This window comes from Leptotrichia sp. oral taxon 223, from assembly GCF_013394795.1.
Classification (GTDB): Bacteria; Fusobacteriota; Fusobacteriia; order Fusobacteriales; family Leptotrichiaceae; genus Leptotrichia.
Genome location: NZ_JABXYU010000001.1, coordinates 1,933,943 through 1,954,936, shown reverse-complemented (window position 1 = coordinate 1,954,936; position 20,994 = coordinate 1,933,943). Strand labels below are relative to the sequence as shown.

The window sequence follows — 20,994 nt, the reverse complement described above, 5'->3', positions numbered from 1 at the left end:
TTCTGCTCATCTCAAGCTTTCTTGAGCTCTTCAAGCCCGTACACTTTACTAGTACAGAACTCTCAGTCCCAGTCCGGCGTTGAAGTTGTGTCCCTTTGTTTCGTATCCTGTGTTTACTGTGAATCCCAGTCTTCCGTTATCCAGTCCTAGGTTAAGGTGCGACTTGAAGTTTCCTCTCTTGTCTTCCTTGTCCCCTCTGATTCCGAAGTAGTCTGTCCATGCTCCAACTATTCTTGCTTCATTTTCAACGTCGTTCAGTTTTCCGATTTCGTTTTCATAAGTGAAGCCCAGAACTGCTGTGAAGTTCGTATTCTTGAACACTGGCTGGCTGTATCTGAAGTCGATTCCTGCATTCGGTTTAACTGAGATGTAGTCGTCGCTCTTGACATTCAGCGCCATGTCCCCGTTTTCATGGATTGAAGAGAATCTTCCGTATTCAGCCTTGATTCCGATGTTTGGAACGATGCTGAAGCCGTCATTTATTACAAATGCCTTTTCAAGTCCAAGGTTTGCTCCCGCACCATAAGAATAGTAGTCAGCTTTTGCTCTGAATTCCTGATCTACTACCCAGAATCTACGCTTGATGTCGTTTCTTCCGAAGAATCCGTTTCCTCCTACATTAAGTACGAATGTTCCGTCACCGTCAAGAGGGATTGACTTGAACACTCCGACTTTGGCCATTGCCTGGTTTTCATAAGATTTAGACAGATCTTTGAATGTGTAGTAGTTGTTTACAACTCCCGCATACCATCCTGAAGCTTGTCCAAGTCTTACAGTCTCATCTTCGTGGACGTAGGCAAATCCACCTGAGTTGCTGTACCAGTCAGGTATTCCTGCAGTGTCAGTCTTGTACTCGTTTCTTTGTCCGAACGCCTTGAACTTGTTGGAATCCTTTGAAAGGTTGGTATCGCTTCTAAGCCCGTCAATCTCTCCGCCAAGGATATCAGATGTAGCCTTGATTCTTTGTTGGACTCCACCATAAATGTGCCCTCTCATCTGATCGAACGCCTGAGCCAGGATATGCCCTTCTCCGTTTCCTAGGCTGTTCAGTTTATTGAAGATAACTTTTTCAGCACTTTCCGGTCTTGCGATTTCATAGATGTTGTCCAGGTTGTTTGTGAAGTTTACAAGTGAAGTATCATCGTCATAGGCAAATGAGTGGTAAGGAACCTTACTCATATATACTTCTGACAATTGGTTATTTGCATCAAGTTTTGCTTTTACTTGCCAAGTTAAGCTTGCTGACAGCGGATTGACAATTGCCCCTCCTGCCAATTTAGCCAATGCATCGTTAAATGGTTTCAGGATATTGCTCTTAGTAACATTTCCGTTAACGTCAACTTTATCTCCAATTCTGATTGCCTTGGAGTTTGTATACAATGTAGCTTCCGGTCCGAAATACAAGTTTACTTCTGATAAATTAGGCAAGTATTGGATTCCGTCAATTGGGTTAGTATATCTGACTCCTGAAGTATCTACGTACATTCCGATGCTTGTAACTTCTGACAGCTGATCTTTGTAAGCGTGTTCCCATACAGGATTACCCCATTCATTTTTAGCGTGAAGATCAATTATTCTTGTTCCTCCAGTTTGAATGCTGCTTGAAACTGTTATTTTGTTAGCCCAGTCTCCTGTATTTGCCGCATCACTTTCAACATTGAATATTGGAGTGTCAATACCGTCTACAGTAATCTTAGTCATTGGCACAGCATCAGGCACTGTTATAGTTGTTCCTACACCTGTTGTTTTTACATTACCTGAAGCAACGTATTTGATGTTGGCTGTTACTCCTGATTCTGTTCCTTTATATGGGTTTGCACCAGAATCTTCGTTATCAGTCTTGACATCCATATTATCTGTAAGAATTCCTATTGAACCTGTTCCTGTAACTTTAATTGTACCATAGTTCTTGATGTATCCGTTATTGATTGCAACTACACCTTTGACGCTTTGTCCGTCTCCCATGATTGTACCGTAGTTTTCACCATGTGCTCCCTGATCCAGGTACATTCCTATCGAATTCTTACCTTGAAGATCGATAGTACCGTAGTTTACAGCCTTAGATCTTGCACCAGTTGCAAACATTCCGATACCTTCATCTTGTGATACTGTTATTGTACCTCTGTTTACAACGTATCCTTCATCCTCAGTTCTTACAAATTTTCCTTCATCGTTGTAAACGTTACGTCCTGCTGCCATACCTGCTGAGTATTTTTGATTTTCAGTATCTGACATTGATGTAATAATTGTTCCGTAGTTTGTTGATGCAACATTAGGGTTTGTTGAAACTATTCCCAAGTTTCCGTATCCTAGAGTCGAACTTGAAAGTCCATTTACAGTATTCAGGTTGTTTTGCGATCTCAAGTCGATTGTTCCAAAGTTGTCAACACTTCCTGCTGTGTAGTAAGCAGTATTGTAGTCACCGTTCATTGTTACGTTTGCAAATGAACTAGCCTTGGAGTTTTTATCAGCTGAGTAGTAATATACGGCATTTCCCTGTTCGTAAACTTCTTCCGGAATTCTTGGATTAGTTGGCGCTGTTGATGTAACAAGTCCACCTGCATTTTTATTAGCTGCCAGCACAATTGTTGGAGCATTAGTTGGTGTCAGGCTCGAAACTTTTCCGCTTGCATCAAGAGTATAGCTTCCATCTCCAATCTTAACAGTTGTTCCGTTAGTTCCGCCTGCTTCAGCATTTGCGTTTTTAGCCAGCACAATTCCGTAGGAGTATCTGTCAATATCCATATCTGCACTTACTTCTACATTTCTGCTTCCGCCGCTCATCAATGAGTTGTCTCCGATGTAAACCCCGTAAGCCGCATCAGTTGTTCTTCCTGGAAGCAGTTCTGAGGCTTGCGAATAAGCAGTCTGTCTATTAATTGGGTAACCTGACGGATTTGTTGTAATAGCTTTTCCTGTCGTAGTTTGAACATGTCCTAAAACAGTATCGTTACCTACCAGCAGTTTAGTTCCCTTCTGAACCTTAACTGTTCCGTCTCCCGAATAAATACCGTAGCTGTTGCTGTTTACAGTTATTGTGCTTGGTGTATGATCAGCTTTTTCGCCAGTTATAATGTTATATCCGTAAATTCCGAATCCACCGATATTTTTTCTTGAAGTAGTTCCTACTTTTATATCTCCATAGTTTTCAATCCAAGTATTTGCAGCTGTAGTGTGATCATTTGCCATGATACCTGCATTTACTTTCTTAAGATCAGCTTTTTCCACGCTTGAAGCATCTACATTTAATGAATCATTCAACTCAATATTTCCGTAGTTTACAAGTCTTCCCTTATTAACTACCGCACCGTAAGATCTTACGTTAGTCTTGGAAGTATCTTCCTTGATATCCCCATAGTTGTATACACTATCATTGGCATCAGTATTTACCAGCATTCCGGCAATACCTCTTGTAGTACCTTTACCTGCGGCAATTGTTCCTGGTGATGTCTGAGCTTTTTCTACAGCCAATGTCAGGTTAGTATCTCCATTATTGTTGAATTTAATATCCAAATAGTTTTTAGCAGTTGTACCGCCATATTTATTATTTGGATCTGTACTTCCAAAGATCATTCCAAATCCTTTTTTGTCATTGTAACCTTTGTAGTTATAGTTCAATGTTTTTGGAGTTCCTAAACGGTCAGCTTTTGATGAAACAATTGAATCATCAGTTACCCAGATTCCTGCCCCGTCACTTCCTGTATCTACTGTAAGCCCTGTGGAGTCAGTCTTGAATTTAATTTCTGCGCTTTCACCATAAATACCGATACCGTTTTGGTAAGTCAAGATGTCGGCAGTACCACCAATTCCATTGTTCTTAGTGTTCAATGTAATGACTCCACCTCTATTGGCAGCAGCTGTATCTTTATTTTTTTCAACTAATGCAATACCTACACCACGTAAATTTTTATTTTCCTGTGTAGTTGTGTTGGCAGTACCACCTGCTCCATGATTTACTCTGATTGCATCATCTTGAGAGGCGCTTTGGTTTTCATATAAGATATTTACATTTGATTTTTTGGCTGTCGCATTGTCAGTACTTCCGTTGTAGTATGTGGCAGCTCCACTTTGGTTAACATTTTCTGCATAAATACCAGTTGCCAGTTCCCCATCAACTTCAATAATACCATTTTTATTTTCAATATCTACTTTATTGTTTCCATATCTGTATCCGCCGTAACTTGCATGTTCTGTAACGTTGTTAGTAGAAATTCCTACAATACCGTAGTTTTTACCTGTTGGTGAAGATTCTACAGTAGTTTTTGCTTTTTTACTATTATTTAAACCTGTACCTGCAATTCCATCTTGTCCATTAGGATCATATTTACCAGTTACATAAATTGTACCTTCGTTATTTTTCAAAATACTGTCATCAGTTCCTGCGATACCAAATCCATGATCTACAACAACTTTAGCATTAGCCTTATTTTCAATTGTTCCATATGCCACATTGATACCTGTAATAGAATTAGTGTCGCTTCCTCCCCAAACACTTACAGTACCTTCATTAGTGTATCCTGATTGTGTATTGTCAGTTTTTACCCAATTTGAATTATCATCATTTAGTTTATCCCAACGATACAATGAGTTAGCCATATTCAGCCCTTGTCCAGCTAATAGAGATTTTCCATTCAGTGTTCCTATATCTCCATAAATTTTTACATTATTTTTGATATTTACTTTTGTACTTTCCATTTTGATATTATTAAATGGATCTACAGCTGTATCGTTTACAGACGTACCGCCATCTGCTTTTTCAGATTTTACACCGCTTACAGGATTTGAAAGTGCATAGTTTTCCAATTCTATCTTATCATTTTCTACATCCAATGTACTGTTAATTATAGTACTGCTAAATTTAGTTGCCTTTGATGTACTATCTTTATTTGTACTAGCTTTATTTACGATATTTGCCATTTCACCAGCATATTTGGCTATGCTACCTAAATATCCACCAGCAGATGTCTTGTCTTTATCACCATTCCATTTAAGTGTATTTTCAGCCTGATTGATTAATCCTAAGTCAATTTCTCCACCTTTAACAAGGTTTAAAGTAACTTCTGACATACCTCTATATCTTGCTCTATCCCAAGCTGTACCATTTGCTGCTGTACGTTGTTTGTCTTTGTAGTAATCAGAATATGAATTATTCCAATAATTGTTTATTGAACCTGTTCTATGCTGATATTCATTACCAGTTAGGAAATATCCATCATACATATCTATTTTAGTAGGATTATTGAATGTAATTCCTGCATCATCTGTTCCAGAAGTACGTTTTACATAGAATACTGGGACATTAGTATGGTCATTTGTTACACCCATTACAGCTCCTCTTCCACCTCTTGTTTCTCCAGCTCCTATTGTTGCTCCATCATTAGACGTTCCCGTTTTTACAGATGCACCTATATTATTTTGATGAACAATTTCTCCAGCAAATTCAATATATCCTCTATCTGTTGCAAACAATGCTCCATTTGTACCTGTAACTACTGTAGCAGCTGCACTACTATCTGAATCAAATATAACTACTGAACCATTATCATTACCAACAACTGGTCTTCCATTTCCTGAAGCATAAGCAGCCATTCCATAAATTAATGATTTTCCACCAGCATCAGCCACTAGTTTGTCTGAGCCTTCTTTAGTACTTTCATTAGCTGTTGTACCTTTTATAAGTACGTCTCCACCACCTACTGCATAGGCTCCGATATTTCCATAAGCTTTTTCAAAATCGATTGGATTTCTTCCAGAGGCTGGTCCATAAGGAACTGTTGTACCATTAATAGTTTGCGTATTAGTTGTGCTAAACAACATATTATCTGCTGCTGTAATTCCTTTAGTTACTTGGATTATTGAACCGATACTATCTTCTGTACCTTTCATAGATTTATATGTTACACCATTTGTTAATTGAGTTCTAGAAGCATCATCTTGAGAATAAGCAATTATTGATTGGTATCCTCCAGCCCTAGTTGTTCCATTTGCTACAACTTGTCCACCTTTGCTTGTTCTGTACGCAGTTCCTTGTTTAGAAACCATGTCTACAGGAGAATTGATTGTAATTTTAGTCGGTGCATTTCTATCAAATCCTGCATTAAAATTAGAACCAAATTTATGTTGACTATTATCAAAAATACCTTCAGAATAAGCTATGACAGTTCCTTTTGAAATATGACTATACGGTGTTGTATATCCCCAATAATTCACACCTTGAGTTGCTTTTGATTTTGCATAGTTAAATTCCCCGTCAGAAATTGTACTTCCTAAAATATTACCATTTGCCTGAGTTGTATTATTCGCAACTTTTACAGCCGAACCGTTAATTGCATACACAAGAGTTGTATTTTCTGCATTAGGTCCTACTCCTATATTAAGATTAGTAACATCTAAATCATCAAGTGTTGTTCCAGTTATTTCTCCAATTTGATCATGAGTATTTAACCCATTTCTTTGTCCTGAAGCAACATATACCCCAATATTACCTGTGGAATCATAATTATTTGAGTTACTATCTAAATTATTTCTTCCTATAATTCCTTGTACCGCTAAAGTTCCTCCAAAGAATCCTACATTTGCATTATTAGTTGGGTTACTAGATAAACCTGCGAAATAACCTCCATTTCCTGGTGCAAAATACGCAATTGTGTTATTATTCCCGTCAATTTCTATTTGTTTGAAATTAACTTCTCCTGCTTTTGCATAAGCAGTATTAGCAAATATAACATTATTATCATATCCTACAGCATTAGGGTCTATCTTACCTATTTTTACACGCCCGTATCCAGATGAACTATTTGTATTTATAGGATCGTTTCCGCTAAGAATAGTAAGTTTATCTGCATATCCTCTATTAAAATAACCAACATTATTATTAGATACAATTGTCATATCAAGCCCATATTTATCACTATTTCCAGGATGCAGATTTATTTCTCTAGTAACTACTCCACTATTCATTTGACCATTCATAATGTTAATTCCAACATTATAACCTCCACTTAAAGTCATATTTGTCCATTTAACAGGCGGATTAAGCGGATTACCTGTAAATTCAATTTCTTTATTGCTTGTTCCATTATTTACAATCTCAATACCAATTCCGTGTCCATTTACATTGAAGTCCGTATTTGGATCAACTGTTATCTTTTCTGCATTAATCATGTGAACACCTGCAGTTGTTCCATTTCCACCATTTACATTAAATGTTGAATTTCTGATAACTTCATTAGTAGAATGTGCATTATATGTAATACCTGTAGAACCAGCTCCGTTTACATGAAAAGTTGAACCTGATACAGTTGTATCATTAGTTGTATTTTTCAAAATACCATTACTGTTTTGTCCAGTTATTGTAAATCTTGAGCCACTTACTGTAGATAAAGTTGTTCCACTATGAGCATAAATTCCATTTCCACTACCTATAGTGAATATACTACCACTGACAGAACCTTTACCTTGTCGCAAATGAAATCCATCTCCACTAGTTATGTTAAAAATAGAATCTGTAACTGTATTTCCAGTTGCTGCAGAACTATCTACAAGAAGTCCATAACTTGAATTTTTTACATTAAATGTAGTAGATGTTACATTTGCATTTCCTGCTCCTGAAGCCATATAGATACCTGCAGTATAATTTCCATTTGCATTAAAAGTTGTCTTTCCATCTACTTTAACTTTTTTTCCTGAAGAAGTTACTAGAATTCCATTACTTCGATCCCCATTTATATTAAATGTTGTTCCTCTACCAGCATTTGATATATTAACATCTCCTCCAGTTCCTGAAACCAAAATAGCGTTACTGTAAGCTGGATTTATTGTAAAATTAGTTTCGTTATCTCTGTGCCCTATTTTAGGCGATGCTGTATCTAAATCATAGGCATACTCAGTTCCTGAACTTGTATTTTGTATACTTAAGTTTCCATTTGTAACTTTAACAACATTACGAGGTAACGTATAATTTCTAAACGTATCTATTGTAAAATTAGAATCAAATATAGTTAATCCAGCAGCATTATTAGCTAAAATCATATTAGAACGAAAAGTTGGGGTTTCATTACTAGGAGTTGCATCCCAGTGCCAGTTCCCATTTGCATCCTGAGACATATGTCCTCTTTGGTATGTCATATCACGTCCATGAAGTCCACTGCTAGAATTACTATTATAAGCAGCAGTAGACGTATCTCCATTTACAGTTACATAGTAATACCACGTATCTGAATAACTTGCATATCTGTTAAGGTATGGTGTATGAGCATCATAAGGACCATCATAGTGGTGGCCTTTTATCCCAGATTCAATATTCCCAGTAAAACTAGTTATATTGGGATGAAAACTTGGTGGTGATGTTTGCGGTAATTTTTCAACTTGTCCATGAGTATTATTATTCGCTCCATTATAGTAAGTATTATAGTAATCTGCTCCTGTAGTTGTAAATGTAGCACCGTCATTACTTCCACTCGTACCTTGACTAATAGTATTATAGCCTGTATTAGCATAAGCATCTGCTGTTGTTGGAGTAACACCTCTTGTAGTAAATGTTCTTCTATCTAAGTCATTTCTTGTAGTACCATAATTTCTTGCTGGTGGCGCCACAACATTTGGATTAAATGTCGGCGCATTTGGCAATGTCATCGCATCCATCTTAGTCACTTCAGTTGGCTCATAAGCCTTATAAACGTTAGCTGGATTAATAGTCAGAGCATCAGGCTCCTGATTTCTTGGAATATTCAAGTTAGTTGCCCCGTATAGATGCTTGCTTGGGTCAAACACATACTTGGTTAAATCGTTATCCCTTCTGTAGTATTCCAGGAACTTTCCTCCACGCCCCCTGTAGGTAGTTCCCCAGTCGTTGTTTGTATATCCTGTGCCGAACTGGAATGAAGCCCATGGGCTCTTGATAACCTGATCCCCCTGTTGAAGCAGTTTTGCAAGCTCACTCTCAGCACCTTTAAGAGATTTCTCATTCTCCTTTCTGGCACGTATGAAGGACTGACGCAGGTCAGTTATGGCATCATAGGTTGCAGCACTGACTTCCTGCTGCTCCGTAGCTGCATCGGCATTAAGCCTAGGCGCAAAAGTGAGAAGCCCGGTAACAAGGAAAGCGATTAGCAGGCTGTCAGAATAGTGCACGTCTTTACATCTTTTAACAAACGATCGCAAGTCTTTAGCAATCTGTCGTAAGTTATTACTCATATCTTCCTCCTTAAAATTATGAAAAATAGCCAGAAAACGACTATTAGTACAGTATAGTGTTTCATTCTGCCCCGAAAAGAATCTGATGGTGACAGAACAGCCTAGTAATGTTCAAAAACAGGGCATCAAAGCGGAAAGACAACTAGAAAAGCAGGCAAAAATGCAATGTGGCGGGCAAAAAGTCCTTAAGGGCGCCCATAAGTGATTTTTTTGCAGAAATAATTAATCTTTTGTTAAAATTGGTAAGTGAGTGATAGTGATTTCAACAAATAAAATATTAATTATTTTTTCATTTTTAAAAATTATACTCCTTATAATACTGGATATAAACTCTTAATTTGTCAAGAGAATGGTTAATATTACCAATTCGGCTTATATGCAATATTTTAAGTTCAAATAATTTTTAGATTCACGAATTTATTACCAAAAAAGCAACATTCAATTCGCTTACAACCCTTTTTTTACCTAATTTGCGATAAGAATTTTTCTAAAAAATAAATTTCTCATTTTTTAAATATCAAGTACGACAATTTAAAAATTTATATAGCAAAAGCAACATAATACATATTACAATAAGCAAAAACTTATTTTTTTATATCATGTTGAGTTAGTCCTCTTATTAATTTTTATAGTCATAAATGAAAAATGATAAAACTTAGTCCCTTTGTTTGAATAAAGTATGAAAATTCTTTATCTCAATATCATTTTTTCCAGTTTTCTAAATCTCTTCGCAAAGCCAATGTTTTTAACACAACGGATACAATAGCTCAACTTTACAAAACTTATTATTCCTCAAGATTTTCCTTTTTTTTATTTATAAGATTATTAAATCCGTATTATTTTACAAAGACTATTGAAACAATCTTAGTATACCCTATAAAAAAAAATATGTCAAGTTTTTTCGACAAAAAACACATTCTCAAAGCTGTCAATTAACCGAATGTTAATTTAAAATATCTCAATTTTCATTAGAAAATCATAATATTAAGTACAAAAAATAAGCATTTTTATTCAAAAAGTTAAAAAATAAAAACCAATTAAAACAATAATTTTAACAAAAATTAATAAAAAAATTTTTTATAAAATTGCATAAGAAAAATCAAAATTTGATGTTGACAATTTTGCGAAATATGATATAATATTTATGTATCAACCCTAAGGGTGAACTTATGATTATAAAATAAAAATTACTGACAAATTAAGCTAGATTTTCCTAGCTTTTTTTGTTATAATTAAAACTGAGTTTAATAAACTCATATTTTATCTATTAAAGAAAAACTTGTTGACAATTTTGCAAAATACGGTATAATATCATTGTAATAACCCTAAGGGTAACTTTGTATTTAAAATAAAAAATGTTGGCAAATCAGACTAGAATTTTCTAGTCTTTTTTGTTATAATAACAAAGAGTTCAGTAAACTCATATTTTATAATTGTAAGGAGGTTAGAGTAGTGAATAATGAAGATATTATCAGGCTTCTCATCATTCTATATATTATTTATAGAATAACTAGATAGCTAAAAAATCGGAATTTCACCTCTACCTCAGCCCCTAGGGCTTTGTCAAAAACTTATTGACAATTTTGTAAAATATGATATAATATTTATATAACAACCCTAAGGGTGAAACTTTTGTAAAAAAAGAAAAAATATCGGCAAATCAGGCTAGAATTTTCTAGCCTTTTTTGTTATAATAGTTTTGAGTTTCGATAAACTCACTTTTTTACAAAAGGAGGTTAGAGCAATGAACAACGATGATATAATCAGGCTTCTCATCATTCTATATATTATTTATAGAATAACTAGATAGCCAAAAAGTCGGAATTTCACCTCTGCCTCAGCCCCTAGGGCTTTGCCAAAAACTTATTGACAATTTTGTAAAATATGATATAATAAAAGTACCTTAAAACCCTAAGGGTAACTTGTAAATAAATAAAAATTATTGGCAAACTGAGCTAGATTTTTCTAGCTTTTTTTGTTATAATTAAACCTGAGTTCAATAAGCTCATATTTATTTGCAAGGAGGTACAGAGCAGTGAGTAATGATGACATTATTAGACTTCTTACAATACTTTATATCATCTACAGAATAACTAGATAGTCTAAAAAAATCAGAATTTCACCTCTAACTCACCCCCTTAGAGGCTTTGTCAAAAAAATGATTGACAATTTTATAAAATATGGTATAATAAAAGTACCTTAAAACCCTAAGGGTAAACTTAGATTGATTAAAAACTTGTAAATTAAGACTAGACTTTTCTAGTCTTTTTTAGTATAATTATTTTACTAGGATACAAGCCTAGAATCAATCTAAGGAGGTTAAGAGCAGTGAGTAATGATGACATTATTAGACTTCTTATAATACTTTATATCATCTACAGAATAACTAGATAGTCTAAAAAAATCAGAATTTCACCTCTACCTCACCCCTTAGGGGCTTTGTCAAAAAAATGATTGACAATTTTATAAAATATGATAATATAAAAATATCTAAAATCCTAAGGATAACTTTATAGATTAAGATAAAAATTATTGGCAAACTGAGCTAGATTTTTCTAGCTTTTTTTGTTATCAATAAAAATTAATACTAAACCTCATTAGAAACTTAAAGTTTTAATTCCTTGTTGAAATAGTATGTAATTCAAGAGTTATTAAATATTCGTTATGTAAATGAGGAATTGTATAATTTCTACATTATTTATATTTTTTTTATTTAAAATATCATTTCAAAACAGAACTCAAAAATCACTGACATTTCTAATCAAAAATATCTCTTTCTATTACCTTTACTTAATGTTTAGTTAATTATTTCTGAAAAAAAATCACTTATGGGCGCCCTTAAGGACTTTTTGCCCGCCACATTGCATTTTTGCCTGCTTTTCTAGATGTCCTTCCGCTTTGATGCCCTGTTTTTGAACATTACTAGGCTGTTCTGTCACCATCAGATTCTTTTCGGGGCAGAATGAAACACTATACTGTACTAATAGTCGTTTTCTGGCTATTTTTCATAATTTTAAGGAGGAAGATATGAGTAATAACTTACGACAGATTGCTAAAGACTTGCGATCGTTTGTTAAAAGATGTAAAGACGTGCACTATTCTGACAGCCTGCTAATCGCTTTCCTTGTTACCGGGCTTCTCACTTTTGCGCCTAGGCTTAATGCCGATGCAGCTACGGAGCAGCAGGAAGTCAGTGCCGCAACCTATGATGCCATAACTGACCTGCGTCAGTCCTTCATACGTGCCAGAAAGGAGAATGAACAGTCTCTTAAAGGTGCTGAGAGGGAACTTGCACAATTGCTTCAGCAGGGGGATCAGGTTATCAAGAGCCCATGGGCTTCATTCCAGTTCGGCACAGGATATACGAACAACGACTGGGGAACTACCTACAGGGGGCGTGGAGGAAAGTTCCTGGAATACTACAGAAGGGATAACGATTTAACTAAGTATGTGTTTGACCCAAGCAAGCATCTATACGGGGCTACTAACTTGAATATACCTCGTAATCAGGAGCCAAACTCACTGACTATCAATCCGGCTAATACATGAGCCTTATAAGAACTATACGCCTGAAAGACTGGATAATATTAAAATGCCGAATGCGGTAAGTTATAATCCTGTTATTTATACAAGTACTAGTTCAACATTAACTAGCTATGTTAAAGAGGCACCTAATGCTGGTTACACTTTGAATCTTCCAGATCCAAAAACTACTGTAACAAATGCTAAAAATTGGGGAAATATTGCAACTTTTGATAGAACGAATTCTACAATTCGTTCATACGATGGATGGGATTGGCAGACAAGAAACCGTCAACAAAGTAAATATGACACTGACTTGGAAGGACATTCAGCAACTAGTAGAGGACATATAGAAAATGGGAATATTGCTTCTGTTCCAGGAGAAGTCTATGGAGCATACCACGGTGTGACAAATTATACTTGGCTTCCTCAGACAAGTGGTAGTTCTGGTGTACAGTATTCCAATTTAAATAAACCAGCTCCAAATAACAATGCAGCAGGTTCTTCTTATAATAATTTAAATAATACTTATAATACACCGGGAAGTTGGCTTGATTCAAATGGAGGTACTCATTTAAGTAATGGTGATACTGGGTATGATGGAGTAGCTTCTACTTTTTCAGTTCCGTTTGCAGCCGAATGGAATGCACGTGGAGGCGGTGCAGGGACTATTGTAGAGGCTATTATAGATTATTATCACACTCATCCTAACTTAAATATAAACGCTGCTAATACAAATGTAGCTTATTATGGTAAGAAATATGATGATCAAACTGCAATTGCTCATGCAGCTGGTGTTGCAGCTGGTGGAGCACTTACTGGAACAGCTTACACAAATGCTTATAATACTGCATACAATGCTTCAATGGCTGGTGTTTTAGGAACTTCATACACCACATCTGGTACGGATACACCTATGACAAGAGCTGCTTATCTTAGACAACAAGTACACGATACAGCTGGAAATTTAACTGCAAATGCATGGACATTGTTTACGCAGGCTCTTGATGCTCATGGTGGTGGCACTTATGATTTACACAAAAATGCTGCAACTTCTGGAGGAGTATCTGCACGTAGTGAAGTATTATTAACTAATAAAACAATGAATACCAAATATCTAGATGTACATATTGGACATACTCCTTCTCTTGCAGGAAATTCATATTTAAAAGCTATTGATGGTGCTAATGTAACTTCTGAAGATGTTGATGTTTCAATTTATAATGGAAATGGAGCAGCTTATGTTACAAGTCTTGGACGTACTGGAAAGGCTACAATTACTTTTAGTAATGATAATACAAACTCAATAGCTAACTTTGATACTACAAATAGTGTTCAAGATAATGGTGGATTAACTGGGGAAGAAAAAAACGTTGCTTTTAATTTTCAGGATGGATTTAGTAATGAATCAAAATTGGTTAGCAGTGAAGTTACAGTAGCAGGTCCTGTAAATGTAAGATTTAGAGGAAATAATAATGTTGTGTATAATGTTATTTCTGCTCTTGGTAAAGCTACTATTATAAATGGTAAGGGTGCTACTGCTAGTGATACTGCTTTAAAAACTGATGATTTAATGCAGTGGGGAACACAAACAGGTGGACGTATATTTACAGCAGGAAATAACAATGTTGTGTATAATGGATATGCCGGTGTTGTAGATGCTGCTTCAAAACTTTATTTATCTGATGTGCAAATGCAAGGTAATAATAATATTATGGTTAATTTGCAAGGGCCAACTACACAACCTTATAATATCGGAAAAGCAGGATTCTTTAACGGAGAAATTCGATTACAAGGAGCATTCGGAGGAACTAATGCTGCCACTAACTCAGTAGCTGTTTATGCTGCAAGTGGACAAAATGCAGAAGGACTTGATATTGGAAGCCATATTTCTGGTGGAGGAGGAACTGCTTCAAAAGATGTTACAGTTCAAACTCTTAATGTTGCATATCAAAATAATGCTACAGGAGTATCTGTCTATACAATTAATGGTACAGGAGTATCTGTTGGAGATGCATCAAATACTAACAATATTACTGATGGTTTACATGGAACCACACCTACTCAAAGAGAGTATAATAAAATCAAACTTACAGATGTAAGTACAAATCATATAATGGGATATGCTGGTGGTGAGACAGATGATATTAAAGGCTCGTTAATTCAAGGAAAATTTGTTAACAAGGCTTCCAGAATCACTTTCTTAAAAGATGTTGATTCAATGTCTAAAGCTGGACGTGTATTTGTTGCACAAGATGGTGGTGAAATCAAAGCTGGTACTACAACGGCTAAAGTAATGGTAAGAGCTGCTGGTTCTGAGGCAGTTGTTGCTTATGCTGATGGTTATCAATCAGATCTTGGACGAAAAAACAGTGCATTTGATTCAAAAATAACTACTGTAGGAAAAATTGTTGCAGCAGACTGGCTGACATTAAATAATACAGATTACAATAAAAATTCTGCTGATGCAAATGCACGTGCATATAAGAATATCGCCGCATATGCAGTAAATGGTGGACAAATTGATATGGATGGAGAAGCCGCAAGCACTACATTTGCTGAAACAGGAGCAGATATTAATGCAGATAATTCATTAATTTTTGGTATTGGAGCTGTTGCTAAAAACAGAGGTAATGTAAAATTAAAAAATGTAACTATTGTTGATAATGAATATGGTGCTCTTTATGCAAGAAAAAATAGTACAATCGAATTTGAAGGAAACATTGTAAACCAAAATAACAATAGTACAACTGGTACAATTTCTGCAAGTGGAGATGGTACAGTAAATACTGGTACTAGACATGCACAATCAATAAGTACAGTAAATACACATACAAATGTTTCACCATTCTATGTGTATAGAGAAGATGATAGCGATCAATCAAATATAACATTTACTGGAACTACTAATATTGATATGTATGATGGTGTTCTATTGACTGGTAATAATTATGGAAATATTCGTAAACCAGGGGATTCTATCGTTAGAGAATGGGATTATGCGAAAGATATTACACGTCCAACTGACGTAACAGAAGCTAATATTTGGGATAAAGCTAAATACAGAGGTATGGGACAAGTAACTACTAATATCCTAACTGGTAATGTAACTATCGGAATAATTAATCAAGCAACAGAAGAACTAAAATGGGATAGTAATAAAATAGGAACTTCTGGTACTCCTAATAGTAGTTTCTTACAAGGAATTGGTAACTATGCGGGCGGAATGACAATAAATAACAAAGGTAGCCATTTAATAGATGTTACTTTAATCAATGATAAATTACAAATTGATGAAGATGTTAATGTAGAAGATATTGAAAAAACAGGAGCAACAGCTACACCAGCTACTGATAAAAATGATACTTTCAATGATATTAAGATGGAAAGTACATACTTGACAATAAATAACGGTAAAAAAGTTACAGGGGATGTACGTGAAAGAGATTTGAAAGATTCTAAAGGAAAAACTAATTATCAAGTTAAAAATGTTGGACTTGCAATGGGTAACTCGTTAAGCAGATGGAATGATGTTAAAAATGCTAATGATCCGATATGGAGAAAAACAAGAAAAGGTGAATCAGGATTTACTAACTTAGGAACAGTAAATTTCTGGGGAGGTTCTAAAGACACTACTGCTTCGTCAGCACCGATAACAGGACTTCTTGTAAACTTTGGAACTATCGTAAATGGTGATGGAAACAAAGTCGCTACTGTAAAAGTAGATCATGGTAATGCTATCGTTGGAACCGACGGAAGTATTCTTAAAAACCTTAAAAACTCTGAAATTATTGTAACAGGTAAATATGAACAACCTTCTCATGTTGCGACAAATGGGGATAACAGAAACAGATCTGCCGAAAACACTGCTACTGGTGAAAACTATGGTATTGTAGGTATTTCAGATACAAATGAAGTAACTTATAACTATGCTGATGAAATTAACCATAGAGGTGTGGACAACTCTGTTGCAATTAGACATGAAGATGCAAAAATCTATGTTGCAGGAGAAAAAGCAACTGGTATTTATGCAGAAAATAGAAATGATGGATTGGCAAGTGGTGTAACAATTGATTATATCAATACTACTGCTGGATCGACTGGTATTGATGTTTCAAATGCAGATGTAACAGCTCCTGATGCAAGAGGAGTAGGTATCGCATTAGTAAACAGCAATACAAACTATGCTAACGGATCTGCTAATGCTGGTGGAGTAATCAACCTTACAGGTGGAAGCAATGGAGCATTTACTGCATGGGGAACTAAAGCAACAACATTCACTCCAGGTGGACTTACTACTAATCTAGGTGGAAATGATATTTTCACAGGTAAAAATGGTGTAGGTATTTATGCTGAAAGTGCTGAAATTAACTTACTTTCTGATAAATTCACTGTAGAAACTGCTGATGATGGAGTAGGATTATGGGGAATGGATGACACTCATGTTGCAACAGGCGCAAACCACTTGAAGACATTCCAATACAACTATAATGGTGCAAACAATAAAAATGGATTTGCAATGGTATTTGGCGGAAGAAATACACAAGTTACAACAGCTTCTAATGACTTAGATATTAAATTTACTAATAGAGGTGACACTAAGGTAGACTTGGCATATGAACTGGCTGAATCTAAACTGACAACACCGACAGCAGGACGTGGAACTTACAAAGGGATTGCAGGTATCCTGGTAAATACTAACGATGCTGGAGATACTGTAATTAACAGAGGTAACATCGAGGAAGACAAGTCATCCGTTACCAATGTAAGGGCTTACGGTGCCATAGTCAACAAAGGTACATTTGTAAACTACGGTAACATCAAGCTTAACGACTCATTGAATGCGCAGGCTAACACGATCACTTCCGAAGATATGAAGAAAGTGAACGTAGGTATCTTTGCAAACTCTGCCAACGGCAATGCAGGCGGAACTTATACAACTATTGAAAACCACGGGGACATTACAATCGGGGATTCCACAAACGACAAGAACATAGGAAGCTGGGCTATCTACGGATATAACGTAAACACTGGCGCCAAGGCTGACGGAAGCAAGTCTCAGATTACAGTTAACAAGAACAACTACGGAATCTATTCCGGAGATGGAAACGTAAATATCCAACAAACTAAGATCTTGGTTGGAAATGACACTGTAATGGGACATGTTCAGACAACGTCGGGAGTTTCAACTGCACCAGGGGCATACCCAATCAGCAGACAGACTCAATATGCCAACCCTAACAACCTGTTGTCAAAACTGGACGCTCCAAGGGAAAGGGATTCAGTAATCGGAGTATACATTGACAACAACCAGACTAGAACAAATACCGCAAGGGACATCAATGTCAGCGCCGACATGGACATCGACAGATTCTCATACGGTATCGTGATGGCTGAAAAGAACGGAGGGGCTCCGACAAATGTAACAATCGGTTCGCCTACAGACCAGCCGACAATCAGACTGGCATACTCCACAAACAGCAATGCAGGTGGACATGTCAAGTCAACAAAACCTACAAACCCTAAAGTTCCGGAAGAAGTTTACGAACAGGGAAATTCTGTATACTACTACTCACTGGACACTGAGTCAAGAGGAAAATCTTTTGCCAACATAACAATGGACGGGGACTACAATACAGCTTATTACACTAAAGGTTCGATAGACAACTACGGAACAATTGACCTAAGATCCAAATACGATGTTGACAACCAGAACAATGATACGCTAGGATTTGGAAACGTCGGAGTGTTCTCAAGCAACATCAATGCGCCGTCAACTAACTACGGAACAATCACGACTGGTATGTCAGATACAATTAACATGAGATATTCAGCAGCGATGGCCGCAGGACGTAATGTCTATAAAACTGATGGCTCATTCGACAGAACACAGGAAGAAGGATATGTTGTAAACAGGGGAACAATCAACGTCAAGGAAAAAGAAGGTATCGGAATGTTCGCAACTGGACATGGATCTAAAGCCCTTAACTATGGAACAATTAATTTGCAAGGTGAAAGCTCAATCGGTATGTACCTAGATCACGGGGCAATTGGGGAAAACCACGGAACAATCACCGGTAATGCCAACAACTTGTCAGGAGTGGTTGCAATCAACGGTGGATACATCAAGAACTACGGAACAATCAACGTAACAGGAACAGGTTCCTACGGAATCGTAACTGACGGTTCAAGATTTATCGTTGATGCAAGCGGAAACCCTACAGAAGTTCTTAAATCAACAGATCCGAGATACACTTCGGCATCTGCGGTAACGGCAGGACAGACTAACGGAAAAGGTGGAACAGACCTTTACGGAGGAACTGAAAGCTCAATAGAGGAAGGAACAACAGGAAATCCTAAGACAACAGGAGTAGGAACAACAATAACTGCTCCGGACATCGTGCCATTGACTAAGATAAGCGTTGACGGCATTGACACTCCAATCTTCAATGTTGAAAGTGATGCGGCGACTCCAGGATCTTCAGCTAAGAACATAACTGTTACAAGCAGCATTCAGACTGGAGGAACAAGAATAATCGACCTTTCAGCTAAGAACGAATGGGGTAACCCGGTATGGGAACATGCCTACAGGGATCAACGGTCAGAAGTTACAAGCATCGGAATGTACGTAGATACTTCGGGAGTTAGATATACTAACCCGATCAACGGTATTGAAAACCTTCCTAAGCTGTCGAAAGTTAACCTGTACTTCGGACCGGAAGCTACATTGTATACAAACTCCAAGGCAATCAGAATCGGAGATAAATACGATGAAAATGGAAACCTCGTTGCGAAGAGCAATATCCTGAAACCGTTCAACGATGCGCTGAACAAGCTGCCGGGAGGAGCGAAGGTTAATGCATTGTCAGCAAGCTTAACTTGGCAAGTATTGGCAAAAATATCTGATGACAACCAATTGTCAGAAGTGTACATGAGTAAGGTTCCTTACCACTCATTCGCCTATGACAACGATACTTCGCTTGTAAACTTCACAAACAACCTGGACAACATCTATGAAATCGCAAGACCGGAAAGTGCTGAAAAAGTTATCTTCAATAAACTGAACAGCTTAGGAAACGGAGAAGGGCACATCCTGGCTCAGGCGTTCGATCAGATGAGAGGGCACATTTATGGTGGAGTCCAACAAAGAATCAAGGCTACATCTGATATTATAGGTGGAGAAATTGACGGACTTAGAAAAGACAACAATCTTTCTAAAGATTCCAACAAGTTCAAGGCGTTCGGACAAAGAAATGAGTACAAGACTGACACTGCAGGAATACCTGACTGGTACAGCAACTCAGGCGGATTTGCCTATGTCCATGAAGATGAGACTGTAAGACTTGGACAAGCTTCAGGATGGTATGCGGGAGTTGTAAACAACTACTACACATTCAAAGATCTGTCTAAATCTTATGAAAACCAGGCAATGGCCAAAGTCGGAGTGTTCAAGTCAATCCCTCTTGACGGTGACGGAACATTCGTACTTAATGTAGGAGGAAACGGATTCTTCGGAAGAAACGACATCAAGCGTAGATTCTGGGTAGTAGATCAGGAATTCAGAGCAAAAGCTGACTACTATTCTTATGGTGCAGGGGCAACCCTTGGACTTGAAAAGGCATTTGTAATAAATGACGGCTTCAGCATCGTTCCAAACATCGGAATCAAGGCTGAATACGGAAGATTCTCTTCAATCCATGAAAACGGGGACATGGCGCTGAATGTCAAGAGCGACGACTACATCTCAGTTAAACCGAATGCAGGAATCGACTTCAGATACAGCCAGCCAGTATTCAAGAATACAAACTTCACAGCAGTTCTGGGCTTCACTTATGAAAACGAAATCGGAAAACTGAACGACGTTGAAAATGAAGCAAGAATAGTTGGAGCATGGACAGACTACTTCGGAATCAGAGGGGACAAGGAAGACAAGAGAGGAAACTTCAAGTCGCACCTTAACCTAGGACTGGATAACGGAAGACTAGGATTCACAGTAAACACAGGATACGAAACAAAGGGACACAACTTCAACGCTGGACTGGGACTGAGAGTTCTGTACTAGTAAGAGGTACGGGCTTGAAGGGCTCAAGAAAGCTTGAGATGAGCAGAACAGCTTAAACTTAAGGGGGAGGCTGCCTACGGGCGGCCTTTCTTTTATAATGAAAAATTTTAACAAAAAAAAACTTATAAAATATTAAATTCTATAAGTTCCATAAATTATTTTTATTTTTTTATTAGACTTGTTCGGCAGCTTAGTATTCTTTATCTTTAAAAAGT

Annotated in this window: 3 protein-coding genes; 2 read left to right on the top strand and 1 reads right to left on the bottom strand. The window is 36.8% G+C overall.

Translation table 11 applies throughout. The features are described from left to right. Nucleotides 1-48 precede the first annotated feature (48 nt). Nucleotides 49-9,195 carry an autotransporter-associated N-terminal domain-containing protein gene (locus HW275_RS09220; RefSeq protein ID WP_178936240.1) on the bottom strand — a complete coding sequence of 3,049 codons (9,147 nt, stop codon included), beginning with the start codon at nt 9,193-9,195 and terminating at the stop codon, nt 49-51. 3,027 nt (nt 9,196-12,222) lie between these two features. Here HW275_RS09220 and HW275_RS09215 point away from each other — a divergent pair. Continuing rightward, nucleotides 12,223-12,744 carry an autotransporter-associated N-terminal domain-containing protein gene (locus HW275_RS09215; protein WP_178936239.1) on the top strand — a complete coding sequence of 174 codons (522 nt, stop codon included), beginning with the start codon at nt 12,223-12,225 and terminating at the stop codon, nt 12,742-12,744. Nucleotides 12,745-12,787: 43 nt separating this feature from the next. After that, on the top strand, nt 12,788-20,779 hold the full coding sequence (locus HW275_RS09210) for an autotransporter outer membrane beta-barrel domain-containing protein (RefSeq protein WP_178936238.1): 7,992 nt from the start codon (nt 12,788-12,790) through the stop codon (nt 20,777-20,779). The last annotated feature ends 215 nt before the right edge of the window (nt 20,780-20,994 follow it).

Coding starts and splice junctions, on each gene's coding strand:
- HW275_RS09220 (WP_178936240.1), bottom strand. CDS start 9,195: ATGAGTAATAACTTACGACAGATTGCTAAAGACTTGCGATCGTTTGTT.
- HW275_RS09215 (WP_178936239.1), top strand. CDS start 12,223: ATGAGTAATAACTTACGACAGATTGCTAAAGACTTGCGATCGTTTGTT.
- HW275_RS09210 (WP_178936238.1), top strand. CDS start 12,788: ATGCCGAATGCGGTAAGTTATAATCCTGTTATTTATACAAGTACTAGT.